General features: G+C 40.3%; 13 protein-coding genes. 10 read left to right on the top strand and 3 right to left on the bottom strand.

Annotated elements, in window-relative coordinates:
- Positions 1-174 precede the first annotated feature (174 nt).
- Genes EO112_RS08010 through EO112_RS07995 form a run of 4 tightly spaced genes read left to right on the top strand, consistent with a single transcriptional unit; the run spans position 175 to position 4073 of the window.
- Positions 175-1125 (top strand): cation diffusion facilitator family transporter, encoded by a 951-nt coding sequence (locus tag EO112_RS08010; RefSeq protein ID WP_240629367.1) that lies wholly within the window; start codon positions 175-177, stop codon positions 1123-1125.
- Positions 1126-1173: 48 nt separating this feature from the next.
- Positions 1174-1743 carry a DedA family protein gene (locus tag EO112_RS08005; protein WP_370106798.1) on the top strand — a complete coding sequence of 190 codons (570 nt, stop codon included), beginning with the start codon at positions 1174-1176 and terminating at the stop codon, positions 1741-1743.
- A gap of 10 nt (positions 1744-1753) precedes the next feature.
- Complete coding sequence (locus EO112_RS08000; RefSeq protein WP_127163838.1) at positions 1754-3355, top strand: glycosyltransferase family 39 protein; 1602 nt, start codon at positions 1754-1756, stop codon at positions 3353-3355.
- Positions 3356-3365: 10 nt separating this feature from the next.
- Positions 3366-4073 carry a uracil-DNA glycosylase gene (locus tag EO112_RS07995; protein ID WP_127163836.1) on the top strand — a complete coding sequence of 236 codons (708 nt, stop codon included), beginning with the start codon at positions 3366-3368 and terminating at the stop codon, positions 4071-4073.
- 193 nt (positions 4074-4266) lie between these two features.
- Here EO112_RS07995 and bioF read toward each other — a convergent pair whose 3' ends face one another.
- The 3 genes from bioF to EO112_RS07980 are packed head-to-tail and all read right to left on the bottom strand — an operon-like array spanning position 4267 to position 6676.
- Positions 4267-5427: an 8-amino-7-oxononanoate synthase gene (gene bioF / locus EO112_RS07990; protein WP_127163834.1), complete on the bottom strand. Its 1161-nt coding sequence runs from the start codon at positions 5425-5427 to the stop codon at positions 4267-4269.
- A complete protein-coding gene (locus EO112_RS07985; protein ID WP_127163832.1) occupies positions 5420-6175 on the bottom strand; it encodes a 6-carboxyhexanoate--CoA ligase in 756 nt (251 codons plus the stop codon). Before EO112_RS07985 ends, bioF begins: the two co-directional genes overlap by 8 nt.
- A gap of 6 nt (positions 6176-6181) precedes the next feature.
- Complete coding sequence (locus tag EO112_RS07980; protein WP_127069102.1) at positions 6182-6676, bottom strand: hypothetical protein; 495 nt, start codon at positions 6674-6676, stop codon at positions 6182-6184.
- 427 nt (positions 6677-7103) lie between these two features.
- On the opposite strand from EO112_RS07980, the gene EO112_RS07975 reads away from it, so the two are divergent.
- The 6 genes from EO112_RS07975 to EO112_RS07950 all read left to right on the top strand — a co-directional run bounded on the left by EO112_RS07975 (position 7104) and on the right by EO112_RS07950 (position 15124).
- Positions 7104-9017, top strand: coding sequence for a ribonuclease J (locus EO112_RS07975; protein WP_127163830.1), 1914 nt, complete (start codon positions 7104-7106; stop codon positions 9015-9017).
- Positions 9018-9122: 105 nt separating this feature from the next.
- The gene (locus EO112_RS07970) at positions 9123-10070 is read left to right on the top strand and encodes a YybS family protein (protein ID WP_127163828.1); all 948 of its coding nucleotides are present in this window, start codon (positions 9123-9125) and stop codon (positions 10068-10070) included.
- Positions 10071-10086: 16 nt separating this feature from the next.
- Positions 10087-12111, top strand: coding sequence for a DHH family phosphoesterase (locus EO112_RS07965; protein WP_127163826.1), 2025 nt, complete (start codon positions 10087-10089; stop codon positions 12109-12111).
- Positions 12108-12554: a 50S ribosomal protein L9 gene (rplI, locus tag EO112_RS07960; RefSeq protein WP_009353218.1), complete on the top strand. Its 447-nt coding sequence runs from the start codon at positions 12108-12110 to the stop codon at positions 12552-12554. The genes EO112_RS07965 and rplI overlap by 4 nt, the downstream gene beginning before the upstream one ends.
- A 65-nt stretch (positions 12555-12619) precedes the next feature.
- A complete protein-coding gene (gene dnaB, locus EO112_RS07955; RefSeq protein WP_062403557.1) occupies positions 12620-13972 on the top strand; it encodes a replicative DNA helicase in 1353 nt (450 codons plus the stop codon).
- An 18-nt stretch (positions 13973-13990) separates the two neighbouring features.
- Positions 13991-15124: a M48 family metalloprotease gene (locus EO112_RS07950; RefSeq protein ID WP_127163823.1), complete on the top strand. Its 1134-nt coding sequence runs from the start codon at positions 13991-13993 to the stop codon at positions 15122-15124.
- The last annotated feature ends 29 nt before the right edge of the window (positions 15125-15153 follow it).

Genomic DNA, 15153 nt, shown 5'->3' with positions numbered 1-15153 from the left:
TACTTGTATGATACACCGTTTTTATATATACTTGTATATGAATGCATAAAACTATTTCATAGCGTGTAGACTGTACAGAATGCCTATAGGCTATAAGATAGTTAATCAAAAGATATTTTATTAATATCCATAGTAGAATGAGTCTGAGGTTCACTAGATTAGATAGGAGTAATTATGTTAATACAAGATAAACATGCAGTAGAGCAACGATTGTTGATTCAATCGGCCATACTCATGTCATTTGTGGCCATTGGTGGCACTATGATGGGGGTCTTTAGCGGATCCAGTGCCATCTTATTAGATGGGGTCGTGTCCTTTATCGCCGTGATTATTAAGGTGATGATGATTATTACATCCCGATTAGTATCTAATGAAACAAGTAAACGCTTTCAGTTTGGCTATTGGCAGTTTGAACCCTTAGTGTTGATTGCAGAAGGTAGTTTTACCTTGCTCATTGTAAGTTATGCCTTTTTATCGGGACTGACGGATTTATTGGGTGGCGGTCGTGCTGTTCATGTGGGACCCGCTATTATTTATGCTACAATTTTTACCATTGCTGATACGTGCTATTATTTCTATGTGCATCAAATCAATAAAAAATTGCAATCTAATTTGGTAAAATTCGATAATATTAGCTGGTCCATTGATGCCATGTTAGAAGCAGGTATCTTAATTAGTTTTTTAGTGGCTTTTGGATTAGAACATTTTGGCTATGCAGAATGGGCGGTCTACGTGGATCCTATTGTGCTCATTGTTTTATCGTTACAAATGATGCCGTCTGCTTTAAAAATTATCATTCCATCGGTGAAACAAATTATGGGTGTAGCTCCCTTGAAATTACATAATCGAATCCAATTTATTATGGATTCTTTCATGGAAAAGTATAAATTTAAAGATTATGTCACTAGTGTACAAGCCTATGGGAATGTAAAAATGATTGAAATTGATATTTTAATTCCTAAGAATTTCCCAAAACAAACCATTGTGGAATTAGATGAAATTCGCAATGAAATTGACCTTGCCATTGGTGGTGACCCTGCAGAAAAATGGGTGACTATCACATTTACAGCTACGAAAAAGTGGATGGCAAAAGATTATTTATTAGATGAAGAAGATGAAGATTAATAATTATCTTCCGATGAGGAGACAACAGTGGATTATGTATTGACCATCATGGAGACCTATGGGTATGCAGCCATGTTTATTTGCATGGTGCTAGAAAATGCGAACATTCCGATTCCTAGTGAAATTATTTTAGGGTTCGCAGGGTATTTAGTATTTCAAGGAGTATTTGATCTGAATACGGCTATTATTGTAGGTGTTGTAGCGGGTATTGTGGGTTCTGTATTATCCTATTGGCTAGGGGAATATGGTGGTAGACCTGTATTGATGAAATATGGGAAATATATCTTATTTAGTGAAGATAAATTTGGTGCTGCAGAAAAATTGTTCAATCGCTATGGTGGTGCCGCTGTGTTTATTGGCCGTTTATTACCAGGGGTGCGTACATTTATTTCCTTCCCTGCAGGAGTGGCTAAATATCCGATGACCCCTTTTGTGATTTGGACTACTGTTGGTACCATTCCTTGGACAATCTTATTAGTTTGGCTAGGCATGAAGCTAGGGGAACATTGGAAAGACTTGATTGAGTATAATCATGAACTATTAATTGCTATGATTGTAGTCTTTGTAATAGTAGCTGTAGTATATGGTTTGAAATATTGGAAACGTCGTAAACAATAGGGAGATGCTTATGAAATTACATCGTGTAACCTATGTAGTATTTCTCTTTTTCTTAGGAGTTTATGTACTAGGGAACCATCTACTACCAGTGTCGGATCCAGTAGAGTCGAATTACGCTTTAACCGCAAAAGAGATGGTTCTTTCCGGAGATTGGTTGTCCCCACAAATTTATGGGCACTATTGGTTTGATAAACCAATTATGATTTATTGGCTATTAAGTTTGTCCTATTCTGTATTCGGCATGACAGATTTTGCAGCTCGTTTTCCATCAGGTCTTTTTGGGGCTTTATCAGTAGCCTTGGTTTACCAAGGAGTGCGCACCCTAACAGGGCAACGATTAGGCGCTTTGTTATCAGCATTCATATTAGGTACATCTCTCATCGTATGGACTATTGCCCATGGTATCATCACAGATATGGTGTTGTTATTTGCTACGGTAGGTACCTTTTATTACGCCTATCGTGGGCTACTAGTTAAGAATCCATGGCATATGGCAGTAGCCTATGGCTTTGCGGGTATTGCAGTATTGACAAAAGGCCCTGTAGGGCTGGTATTACCGGGATTGTTGTTCTTGATTTATACAGGAGTTAAACGATCTTGGTCCATGGTGAAAGCTTTATTTCCATGGCAAGGTATCCTCATACTCTTAGCTATAGTCTTGCCTTGGTATGGATATATGTACCATACTCATGGTATGGAATTTATCAATGGGTTTTTAGGACTTCATAATATAACGAGAGCGACCCAATCTGAACATCCCGAGGTAAATCATTGGTGGTATTATCTACCTATTTTCCTAGGGGGCTCTCTCCCTTGGACGGGGGCTATTCTATATGGTATGTATCGGGGTTGGAAAACAAGAACTGATGCCTATCTATTTACCATGATTATGGGATGGGGAACGATTGTATTTTATACAGCTATGGCGACAAAATATCCGACTTATGCCTTTATTTCGGTGATTCCTTTCAGCTTGTTAGGAGCTTTTGGGATTATTTCTTTGAAAGATGCCAGTCACCGTGCTTGGTGGTGGGTATTAGGACCAACTTTAATGTTATGGTGGGCTCTTGGGATTGGAACATTCTTTGCACCTTGGGGCTTTTGGTGGATTCTTCGAGCTGTTGTAGTAGGTCTTACCTTATTTCTAGGTGGATGTTATTGGTATCGGAAACGATTGATGATGCCTTTCACAGTGGGGATGGGTACCTTGGTAGTACTAGGTATTGTGCTTATGGAAGGGTTGGTACCATTCTTGGGCTTGCGTTCTTCTGTGACCTATCATGAACAGATACGCAGCTTTCATGGACCTGTGTATTATTATGGGGAATATGCGGCGTCAGTGCCGTATTATTTAGATGTGACACCCGTGCGAGTAGAGCCTAGTCCAGAACGATTGGCGAAGTATAATGTACAGCGCAGTGCGAAGTGGAACGGTAAGAATGTGATGCCTCAAATTGAGGAACAAGAGTTATTTAAACGCTTGCAATCTGGGGAACGGATGCTCATAATTACCAATAAAAATTATGGTAAAGAATTAGAGGAATCTTCAGTAGGTCAATATTTAGAACGTGATGAAAGTAGTTCTAAGGTAGTACTATTGCATTCCAAATAGTGAGGTATTTATGTCAGTAGAACGATTGATGCGACAATTAAAAGGATTTTCCAGTCCCCATGTGTATAATCCTTGGAATGATTTTGATGAACGCTATGATACTAATCAGAGAGCGAGCTCCATCCGGAGAAAACAGTTACAAGCCTATTTGGAGCAGCGATTAGATCGCGCCAAAATTTTTATCATTGCAGAAGCGGTGGGCTATCAAGGAGGACGGTTTACAGGGATTGCCATGACCTGTGAAAGAATGCTTTTAGGGCATCACCCTACAGTAGGACCCTCTATGGTGTTTACTGGATTAGAACCGAAACGAACTAGTAATCCAAAGAGCGAGTATATTATAAAACCGACACAAAAAGAAAAGGGCTTTAATGAGCCTACTGATTCTGTGGTGTGGAATGCTATGTTAGAAGCTAATATAGATCCTTATGAAGTGGTGTTGTGGAACATTTTTCCATTTCATCCCTTTAAAGGAATAGATGGCTTGACGAACCGGACTCCTACAAAGCAAGAATTAGGCTTAGGGTGGACCTATACGAAACAGCTCTTAGATTTGTTCCCTAGAGCACAGATCCTTGGAGTGGGTCAAAAAGCGAGTCTTACACTCAGTGACTATGGTATAGATGTACAAGCAACCTTGCGCCATCCAGCCAATGGAGGAGCGGGGCTGTATAAGCAGCAGTTTCGGGAATTTCTTGAGGAAAAGCTGAAAGCTTAATAGGTAATGCAAAAAGACGAAAAGCCGCAGCGCTTCTGAAAACTGCCCTACGCGAAAGTTTTCAGTAAGCACTACGGCTTTTCTTGCGGTGGATTAAAAAATAGAGGAAGGTTGATATTGCTCAACTTTCCTCTATTTTATTTGGAACTTATTTTTTTGTAGCTCCCTTTATGGAAATTCAGGAGGAGCTTTGTTATAAGGTCTTTTGTATTGGTAGTCTTTGTAATACTTGGATGACCTTGTCTAATTCTTCTTCTGTGTGTGCAGCGGTGACGGTTAAGCGCAATCGTCCAGTGTTGACAGGGACTGTGGGAGGGCGAATGCCACTGAGGATGATGCCTTCTCGTTCACATAGGCGACTGGCTTCTAATGTATCTTCGTTAGAGCCGATGATGATAGGAAATATCGGTGTATCATCGCTGCTAGGGATTCCTAGTGATTGCAAGGCGTTGTGCATATATTCTGTATTGCTTCGCAGTTTTTGATATACACTAGGTTCCTCTGCTAATACTTCTAGGGCGCCGATGCTAGCCCCAATGTCAGCAGGGGACAAAGCGGTGGCAAAGATGAAGGGACGACTGTGGTTAATGATATAGTCGATGATGGTTTGGCTACCGCAGACGTATCCTCCGATGGACCCTAAGGCTTTACTCATAGTGCCAGTGGTGATGATACGTGGGTTTTCACAGTGAAAGTGATGCGCTGTACCACGGCCTTCACCAATGACGCCAGTAGCATGAGCATCGTCTACAATAAGTAGGGCATCGTACCGTTCTGCAAGTTCAAATAGTTCAGGTAAGGGAGCTATATCCCCATCCATGCTGAACACTCCATCAGTAATGATAAAACGCATACCATAGTGCTTAGATTGGCTTAATAAGGATTCTAGGACTGCCACATCCTTGTGAGGGTAAACTTGTACTTTAGCGCCGCTGAGACGACATCCGTCGATGAGGCTAGCGTGATTCAATTCATCACTAAAAATAATATCTCCTTTATGAACTAGGGCAGAGATTGTTCCTAGATTTGCCATAAACCCAGCTGTGAAAGTGAGTGCCTTTTCACAGTCTTTCCACTGTGCGAGACGGTGCTCTAGTTCTTGAAATAAAGGGAAAGAACCAGAGGTAAGGCGAGCGCCACCAGAACCGGTGCCATATTGTTGAATGGCCTGTAAGGCTCGATCTTTCACGTGGGGATGATGGGTTAAGCCTAGGTAATTATTTGATGCCATCATTAGATAGGTGGAACCTTCATACATAACATGAGTAGCATCGATAGGAGTATAGGTGCGAGGAGAACGAAATTGTGATTCCTCTTGGCGCTTGACTAAGGCTTCGGAGTATCGATTAAACATGGTGAATCCCTTTCGTTGTGACCCACGTAGGAGTGGATGTAAAATACTGTATTACTTCTTCTATCGGTGCATCGTCAGTGATAAAGAAGGCGCGACCACCAATAGGACTACCATAGACTTTCATAGGGCTTAACCGATGGTAGGTAGTGCCATAGGACACATAGCCCGTCGTATACTCTGGATCATCGGACCAACATAGTTCACCTAGTACGTAAGGCGATGCGAGGACCTTGCTTGCTAGAATGAGAGCCTCTCTAGAATGGATGGAAGAACAACGATAATATTGCAAATGGTGGTGTATGTCTGCATCTGATTCGGCATCCATACGGGACACGCGTACTGTTTGGGGGTATACCTCACCAGTAGTAGCATTGACGAGCCAAGCACCACTTATAGTTTCTGTGTTTTGGCTGAGTTTGATAAAAGCCTTTTGAATCGCCTGTTCATGGATCTGTGCTTGTTGTAATAGTTGGGTAGCTACCCGATGAGAGTCCTCGATTGTTTCTGATTCTGTAGTAGCCACCATGAGAGCAGGGACTTTCACGATGGAGTCATCAGGAATCTCATCAATTTGTAAATTGATAAAATCTGGACGACCTTTGCTGTGTTGTAATGCTCGTTGTAAAAATTCTTCTGAAATGCGTGATAAGGATTCTAAAGAGACGAGACGTTCAGCTCCTGAAATATGAGAACCTCCTTGTTCATGAGGGCCTCCCTTAGCAGCGCGCATACGAATGCTATAGACCATGAGAGACTAACCTTGATGCGCTTTCAACGTAGTAGCCAAGCGTGGTAGACGTCGCAAGATACTGTAGAAGATAGGGCTTACAATGACTGTGAAAATCATGCCAGGTACTGCCATCACAAGCATAGGAATGACCATTTTGCCAAAGGATAAACCAATGGTGATACGGGCGATAGCAGACGCAATAGGACCAGAGATAAGAATAGACCACATGCGATTTTTGCCAATCCATAAAATGAGTCCTACGATGAGGCGGAATTGCATGGCAATGGCAACGTTTAATAAGTTTTGTGTGCCTAATACAAGACCAATCAAACTAGAAAGACAGCCGCAGATGATGTATTTGCGGAATCCGAAGGCAGCGCAAATTGCTACCGCTAAAGGAGCAGATAGTTGGAACTCTACACCGGGAATTAAGTTGGGAATTTTGATGCCTCCTAGAATTGTCATCATCGCCGTTAAGATAGCGATCTCTGCAATTGTGTGAATACTTACATTTTTCATTTTGTGACCTCCTATTGTAAACTTTCAAAAACCTTACTTCGTTTACATTATAAAACGCAATTGCATATAGTGCAATATTCAATTGCAAATTTTATGGATTAGGGAGAGGCGCCTTAGTTGCTTAGGGTGGATTTTCTATAGTATAATAAAGGTAATTATTTTGATCGGCTTATGAACCTTATGGGTTCCCAAATGTTTCACAGTAGAAGTATGTATAGAGGGTATATGCTTTGCTGTGTAGAAGAATGTGACATAGATAGTGAGAAAGGTTTCTCACAGTGTTTTGCTGTATGAATACGAACAGAAATAGATACTTATTTGTGCTTACATGCCGATACATGCTTAACCATCTGAGGGTGGGATTATATAGTCTTGGACTATGGTAGTATGTATAGACAGTACGACTATAGTCCTGTAGGAGGAAATTTTGAATATACAAGAAGAAAGAACAAATATAGCTGCACCGGTAGGTGAAGCTACGCAACAACGACCACGTTCTACAACACGTACACGCCGCACGACGGGTCAAAATCGTCGTACCACTGTGAAAGCTGAGGGGGAACGTACCAGTAGTCCGCGAGGCGATAATGGCGAGCGCCGTCAATCTAATCGTGGTCCGCGTAAACCACAACGTGCCAATACAACTGTGGAAAAACATGAACAAATAAATCGTTCCCATGCGCGAAAAGATAAATTGCAAATCATTCCATTAGGTGGCCTAGGTGAGATCGGTAAAAACATGACCATTTTCCAATATGGCGATGATATTGTCGTGTTAGATGCGGGATTAGCATTCCCAGAAAATGACATGTTAGGGGTAGATATTGTAATCCCTGATATGAGTTATTTAATCGAGCATAAAGATAAAGTACGTGCCGTGGTGATTACTCATGGTCATGAAGACCACATTGGGTCCTTGGCGTATTTATTGAAAGAAGTGAACGTACCTGTGTATGCTACGAACTTAGTATGTGGCTTGATTGAAGGTAAGTTAAAAGAACATCATGTAAAAGCTAAAAAATTACAAGTTGTAAAAGCTGGTGATGAATTTAAAATTGGCTGCTTCAAAGTGGGCTTTATCCAAACAAATCACTCTATTCCAGATGCATGTGCCATCTTTTTAGAAACTCCAGTAGGTACTGTGGTACATACGGGGGACTTCAAAGTGGATCAAACTCCTGTAGATGGGAAATTGATGGACGTTCACAAATTTGCAGAACTTGGTAACAAAGGCGTATTGGCGCTTATGTCCGACTCCACTAATGTGGAAAAGCCAGGGTTTACTCCATCTGAAAGTTCTGTAGGACCAGCGATTATGCGTGCTGTCGCAGAAGCTACCGGTCGTGTTATTTTAGCTACTTTTGCATCTAATGTGTCCCGATTGCAACAAGCTATTGATGCAGCGGTAGCCACAAAACGTAAAGTAGTGGTATTAGGTCGTTCCATGGTAAATGTTACAGAAATCGCTCAAGAGCGTGGTTATTTAACAGTGCCAGAAGGAACTATCATCGGTGATGATGAAATGAATCGCTATCGTGCTGATGAAATTATGATCTTAACAACGGGGTCTCAAGGGGAACCAATGGCAGGTCTATCTCGTATGTCTACAAACAATCACCGTACCGTAGAGATTACACCAAATGATACTGTTATCATCTCCGCTACACCAATTCCAGGTAACGAAGCGGCCGTAGGACGTACCATCGATAACTTATTGCGCCAAGGTGCTCATGTAGTATACGGCAAGGATCGTGGTATTCACGTATCTGGTCATGGTAGCCAAGAAGATTTAAAAACTATGTTGAATTTGGTGAGACCTAAATTCTTTATCCCAGTTCATGGTGAATACCGCATGTTGAAAAAACATGGTGAACTGGCTGTGTCCATGGGAATTGTAAAACCTAGCAATGTCTTGGTAGGTGATAATGGACAAATTTTTGAGTTTACTACTCGTACAGGTCGTTTAGCAGGTCGTGTGCCAGCTGGTAAAGTCTTTGTGGATGGATTAGGTGTAGGCGATGTAGGTAACATCGTTATCCGTGATCGTCAGCAATTAGCGCAAGAAGGTATGGTTGTGGTTGTTATGGCAATGGACCGTGCTTCTGGTACGATTGTAGCGGGACCAGATATGTTATCTCGTGGCTTTGTGTATGTTCGTGATGCAGAAGAATTATTAAGTGAAGCACAACGTCGTGTAGATGCAGCAGTAGAGAAGTGTGAAATGGATCATATCAAAGATTGGACAACGATCAAAACTGTGGTGCGTGACACATTAGGAAAATTCTTCTATGAAAAAACACGTCGTCGCCCAATGATTCTACCAATCATTCAAGACGTATAGAGAATATGATATAATAGACATATGACGAAAGTCATATGTCTATTTATTGTATTGGCATAGAACTATGTTGAACCTTTGGGGAGAGACATAGTATGGGGTTAGTATATGAATCAAACAAGTACAAAGTCCGTCGTAGAGTCTGGTATCTTAACGGCATTGATGATTGTCTTTGCCATGATAGGTCTCAGTGTACCTATGCTTGGATTTTTTGGATCTATTTTTGTGCCTATGACGATTGCCATTGTAGGTGTACGTCATGGCTTTCGTTGGAGCCTATTATCTGTTGTATCAGCGATTATAGCCATTGCCTTTTTATTAGGACCTTTGACGGCCATAGTAGAAGGGGGAGTCTTTGGTGTGATTGGTATTTTAATCGGTTATGGATTAAGCAAGCACTGGTCGATTTCTAAATTGTTGATGATTCCTGCTGTGGTATTAATGCTAGCAGTAGTAGTTCAGTTTTGGGCATCTGCTTTGGTGATGCAGGTAAGTCCTACAGAAATGTGGTCATCTTTGGAAGAACAAATTACAGTATCCATGCAAGATATGTATGTGCAGCAGGGGCTTTCAGAGGAACAAGTGACAACGGCGATGACCGCCTTACAAGATCAAATTGAAATCATGAAAAAAGTATTGATTGCAGGTTTATTTTGCTCTGGTGTGGCTATTTCTTATATTATCAATCGTCTCACGTATATTGTGCTCAATCGTATCGGTACTTACCATATTCCTGAAATGCCTACTATTAAAGGTTGGCGTGTACCAGATTGGGCATTACATATCTTTTTAGTGGGGGTCATTTCTTATTTTGTGAAACAATATATTCCGCTCCTTGAATATGTAGGCTATAATTTGATGTACTTAGGTGGTATAATGCTATTTATACGAGGCATATCTTGTGCTTGGCGTATTAGTAAAAGTTATCATCCACCGAAGTTTGTACCATGGATTGTACTAGGTTTATTTATTATGATGTCACAGTCCGCCGCTATATTAGGAGCTCTAGATGTGTTCTTGCACCTAGAGGAACGATGGGGCAGACGAAGTGAGTGAAATTAGAGGAGGTAGTATGGATATACAAACTGAATACAGTTCTATTGAAATTACTGCTGCCGTTCTCATTCTTATCTTATTAGGTATTATTTTCTATTTGAATTGGCAACTAGCCATGTTGGCTTGTATAGTGGTAATCGCTGCGTATTTGTACGTGGGACGTACCATTCGAAGAGGACGACATTTTAGAAAAGCTCAATTTGACTGTATGGCGAAAGGAATTACGCAGGCCTCTACCTTTGCGCTACAAAACTTGCCAGTAGGTATTGTCATCATCGATGAACATAATGTTATTTGCTGGAGTAATAGCGTATTTAGAGATTGGTTGCCCAGTGATTCTGATAAAACAATGAAATTAAGTGGATTTATTCCTACCTTGCGGATTGATAAATATTGGGGCAAGTCTGGGTTCTTTCACGAGGAAATCGATGGAAAGTATTATCGCGTGCTTTACAAAACCTTGGTAGCACCAAAGTCTAACTATTCTGATGTAAAAAGTGATGAATTAGAGTCTTATATGGCATTTTACTTTGATGATATTACAGATATTGAAGCAGAAAAACATAAGGCTATTTCTATGCTGCCAGCTCTTGGTTTCATTGCTATGGATAATATTGAAGATTTGCGTTCTGGCTTAAGCGATATTGAATATACACAATTGTGGTCCGATATGAACCGATTGATTGTGACAGAAATCGATCAACATGATGGTTTTATTCGCAATGCTACAGAAGATACGTATACCTTTAGTATTAGTAAGGCTGCCATGTTGCATATGATGGAATCGAAGTTTAGTTTATTAGATAAAATTCGTGCTTTAACTACATCGAAACATATCCCTCCAACCATCAGTATGGGTATTGCTTTGACAGAAGATACTGTGAAAGTACAAGGAGAAAAGGCAAAAGCTGCCTTAGAGATTGCTTTAGGACGTGGTGGTGACCAAGTTTGCGTATACCATGGTGAAGAAGTCAAGTTTTTTGGTGGAAAATCATCAGGAAATGAAAAGAATACTCGTGTCCGTGCTAGGGTCGTATCTCATGCATTGCATGAAATTATGTTGGATTCTGATCGTGTGCTTGTGATGGGTCATGATCGGGAAGATTATGATAGTATTGGTGCTTCTGTAGGCGTAGCAGCGATGGCAAGAGCCCTTAAGAAACCCGTGCATATTGCCTTGAGTTCACATCCTACAGCAGTTCGTAAATTAGTGGAAGTATTGGTAGAACATCCAGATTTTCAAGGTCTAATTATTGATGAAGAAGAAGCAGCTCAGTTTGTAACAGATAATACAGTTGTGATTGTGACAGATGTGCATCGTTCTGAGATGGTGGCAGCTCCATCAGCTTTGAAAAAGGCAAATCGTCGTGTTGTCATCGACCATCATAGAAGGGGTTCAGACTTTATTGAGTCTCCATTATTGACCTATTTGGAACCATCTACATCATCTACTAGTGAACTGGTAACAGAGTTAATTCAATATTTCCCAGAACATGTAGAGATTAAGCATATTGAAGCTAGTGGTTTATATGCAGGTATTGTAGTAGATACAAAAAACTTTGTGGTCCAAACAGGGGCACGTACCTTTGAAGCAGCCTCTTTCTTGCGCCGATCAGGTGCAGATGTATCCTTAGTACGTCATTTATTTATGGATAGCTTTGAAGGTATGCGTATACGTTCTGCTATGCTAGCTTCTGCAGAAGAAATAGAAAATATGGCTTTTACAGAGGCACCACAAGATGCGAAGAATGCAACAGTGATAGCAGCTCAAACAGGTGACAAATTAATCACGCTAGAGGGTATTGAAGCTAGTTTTGTATTTTATGTATTGCCAGATGGTGGCATTGGAGTCAGTGCTAGGTCACAAGGCAAGTTAAATGTACAGTTAATTATGGAATCTGTCGGTGGCGGAGGTCATCGTACCGTGGCGGGCGCTCAGATTTACAATATGTCTATGAAAGAGGCACGCCAATGGGTGACTGAAGTAGCCGTATCCCATATGACAGAATTACAAAGAGAAACGAAGGAGGACTTACCATGAAAGTAATTTTATTAGAAGATGTTAAAAAAGTTGGTAAACGTGGCGAAATCATAGAAGTTTCTGAAGCTTATGGTCGCAATGTGCTTATTAAAAAAGGTGTTGGACTTGAAGGAACTCCTCAAAATTTGAACAATGCGAAACAAAAATTGGGGGCTCAAGCTCATAAAAAACAAGTGGACTCTGATGAAGCTACAGTATTGGCTAGCCAATTGTCGAAAGTATCTATTACAATCCCTGTAAAAATGGGAGATGGTGGCCGTGTGTTCGGTTCTGTAACAGGTAAAGATATTTCTGATGCATTGCAAGCGCAAGTAAAAGTTGATGTAGATAAAAAGAAAATTGACTTAAAAGAGCCAATCAAAACATTGGGTACTCATGAAGTGTTAATTCGAGTGCATCCAGAAATTACAGCTAAGATTACTGTAGAAGTAGTTGCAGGTTAATAGAAAGAGGGGCTAGGCCCCTCTTTTTTGTATAAAATATGTAATTGTATATAGGGAGAGTATGTATGTCAGGACGGATACCACCGCATAGTATAGAAGCAGAACGAGCCGTACTAGGAGCTATTTTGCTCAATAAAGATGCCTTTGATGCAGTTAGCTCTATTGTAAAAGCAGAAGATTTTTACAGTGATAATCATCGTGTAATTTATGAAGCGATTGCTAGTATTGTAGGAAAAAATCAGCGAGCAGACTATGTTTTATTATCTGAAGAATTAAAAAAATCCCAAAAATTAGAGGCTGTAGGAGGTATTTTATACCTTACAAATCTTACAACAGATATTGTAGATGTATACAATGTAGAAGATCATGCAAAAATTGTGAGAGATAAAGCCCATTTGCGTAAACTTATTCATGTAGCGAATGCAGTGGAATCTATGGCCTATCGTGAAGAAGAAGAGACAGAAGATATCGTCAATCGAGCAGAACAAATGGTATTAGATGTAAGCGGCACCACCAAAGGAGAATCCTCGTTTAGTTCTATGCGAGATGTGGTGTATGAAACGATTGATCGTATCAATGAATTACAACGGCATAAAGGGATATTGACTGGCGTATCTACGGGATTTAAAGATTTAGATAACTTGACTAGTGGATTGCAAAAATCGGATTTAATTTTAGTAGCAGCCCGCCCTTCTATGGGTAAAACAGCATTTACATTGAACATTGCTCAAAATGTAGCTATGAAATCGAAGAAAAATGTAGCCTTTTTCTCTCTAGAAATGTCTAAGACACAGCTTGTAGCCCGTGTGTTGGCAGCTGTGGCAGGTATTAACTCTGGACGAATCCGGAATGGTCAATTGAGTCAAGAAGATTGGGGAAAAGCAATTAGTGCCTTGAATGATTTAGCAGAAGCTCCCTTATATATTGATGATACTTCAGGTTTGACGCCACAGTTAATGAAGAAAAAATTGCGCCGTTTAATTCAAGAGCATGGTGAATTAGGACTTGTGGTGGTGGACTATATTCAGCTCATGGAAAATGGCGGTAAAAAAATAGCGGATAATCGCCAACAAGAAGTATCTGCCATTTCTCGACAATTAAAAATTATGGCACGAGAATTTAATGTGCCATTGATTGCCTTGTCACAGTTAAGTCGTGGTGTGGAAAGCCGAGCCGATAAAACGCCGATGTTAAGTGATTTGCGTGAATCTGGCTCTCTAGAACAAGATGCGGATATCGTTGCTTTCTTGAATCGTGAAAACTATCAAGATACAGAAGATACTAGTGATGGTGTAGAAACACAAGTTATCATCCGTAAGCATCGTAATGGTGAGTTAGGGATTGTAAAACTATGGTTTGAAGGGGCATATACACGGTTTAGAGATCTGGCGTATCGTGAAGATGACCCTGGTATATAGAAGTAGGAGGGAGAGCTAATGAAAGAGACTTGGAAACGTATGCTGTGTGCAGCAGTGTTGACTATGGGTATTACATCTACAGGAATACTCACAGTAGAAGCTCATGGATTGTGGGAGGCTCTTGGTAAAAGTGTATTAGGAGGCATTTCTGTGCATCAACATTTGAGTGACCTAGACAATACAGAAAAAGGGCAACAAGAAATGTTGGAAAAAACAAAAGACCGTACAGGCGTCTATGATAATTACGCCTATCAAATGCGGGCGAAGCGTATTGTGGATGAACTTTCAAAATCACCTCATGTGAAACGCAGTTATGTGGTGTACGTTAACCCAGATGAAGATTTCAATGCATTTATGACCTTTGGTCGAGTTATGTCTATTAACAAAGGCACTATGGATTTACTAGATGATGATGCTTTAGCGGCAGTAATTGGTCACGAGTTAAGCCACGGTGAGCATAAAGATTTAGTAAATGGAGCCAAAAAAAGTAGTATTTTATCTACCGTTATTGGAGCGGCTACCTTTAATTCAGGAGATTTAGGCCAAATTGCGGCTGGACTTACGGGAAAATATTTAGATAGCCAAGTATTTACGATGTCCCAAGAAAAAAATGCTGATGAATTAGGATTCATGATATTGTCGGATTCCTCCTTCAATGTAGGTGGGGCAGCTCTTGCCATGGAAGTGATTAAAAATAAATACGGCGATACGTATCGTGAGGGATTTGGTAAAATTTTAAATCCTAATGATCATCCCAAAACATCGCAACGAGTATTGGATAATTTACAACGCTTATATGCATACTCTGGAAATCATGTAAAAGTAGAACAACAAACCGTAATGATCAATGGAAAACCTGTGTATGAAGGTACTCCAAAAGGTAATTATACGGCACCTATGCGAGCTTATTTAGTAGCTGGTAAACTAGCTAGATTATATCACGATAATACTATTGGTGGTGCTCGTGTAGATGGCTCTACAGTGGCTATTGGTTCTACTAATATTGTGACTATGCCAACCTATGAGGCAGCCTTTGAAATAGCAAAACAAATGAATGCAGCTATTAGTGATGAGTCTGGTGTAGTAGCAGATAATAATAAGAAAGACAAAAAGAACAAAAAAGACAAAAAAGATAAAAAAGATAAGAAATAAAGAGTACATAAAACTAACCGTTATAGTAG

The organism is Veillonella sp. VA141, from assembly GCF_003992175.1.
Taxonomy (GTDB): Bacteria; Bacillota; Negativicutes; order Veillonellales; family Veillonellaceae; genus F0422.
This window is presented reverse-complemented; position numbering and strand designations above follow the sequence as displayed.

What these genes read in the sequence shown, in the direction of transcription:
- EO112_RS07995 (WP_127163836.1), top strand. Translation starts at nt 3,366, where the DNA reads ATGTCAGTAGAACGATTGATGCGACAATTAAAAGGATTTTCCAGTCCC.
- rplI (WP_009353218.1), top strand. Translation starts at nt 12,108, where the DNA reads ATGAAAGTAATTTTATTAGAAGATGTTAAAAAAGTTGGTAAACGTGGC.
- EO112_RS07970 (WP_127163828.1), top strand. Translation starts at nt 9,123, where the DNA reads ATGAATCAAACAAGTACAAAGTCCGTCGTAGAGTCTGGTATCTTAACG.
- EO112_RS07950 (WP_127163823.1), top strand. Translation starts at nt 13,991, where the DNA reads ATGAAAGAGACTTGGAAACGTATGCTGTGTGCAGCAGTGTTGACTATG.
- EO112_RS07980 (WP_127069102.1), bottom strand. Translation starts at nt 6,676, where the DNA reads ATGAAAAATGTAAGTATTCACACAATTGCAGAGATCGCTATCTTAACG.
- EO112_RS08010 (WP_240629367.1), top strand. Translation starts at nt 175, where the DNA reads ATGTTAATACAAGATAAACATGCAGTAGAGCAACGATTGTTGATTCAA.
- EO112_RS07985 (WP_127163832.1), bottom strand. Translation starts at nt 6,175, where the DNA reads ATGGTCTATAGCATTCGTATGCGCGCTGCTAAGGGAGGCCCTCATGAA.
- EO112_RS08005 (WP_370106798.1), top strand. Translation starts at nt 1,174, where the DNA reads ATGGAGACCTATGGGTATGCAGCCATGTTTATTTGCATGGTGCTAGAA.
- EO112_RS08000 (WP_127163838.1), top strand. Translation starts at nt 1,754, where the DNA reads ATGAAATTACATCGTGTAACCTATGTAGTATTTCTCTTTTTCTTAGGA.
- bioF (WP_127163834.1), bottom strand. Translation starts at nt 5,427, where the DNA reads ATGTTTAATCGATACTCCGAAGCCTTAGTCAAGCGCCAAGAGGAATCA.
- dnaB (WP_062403557.1), top strand. Translation starts at nt 12,620, where the DNA reads ATGTCAGGACGGATACCACCGCATAGTATAGAAGCAGAACGAGCCGTA.
- EO112_RS07965 (WP_127163826.1), top strand. Translation starts at nt 10,087, where the DNA reads ATGGATATACAAACTGAATACAGTTCTATTGAAATTACTGCTGCCGTT.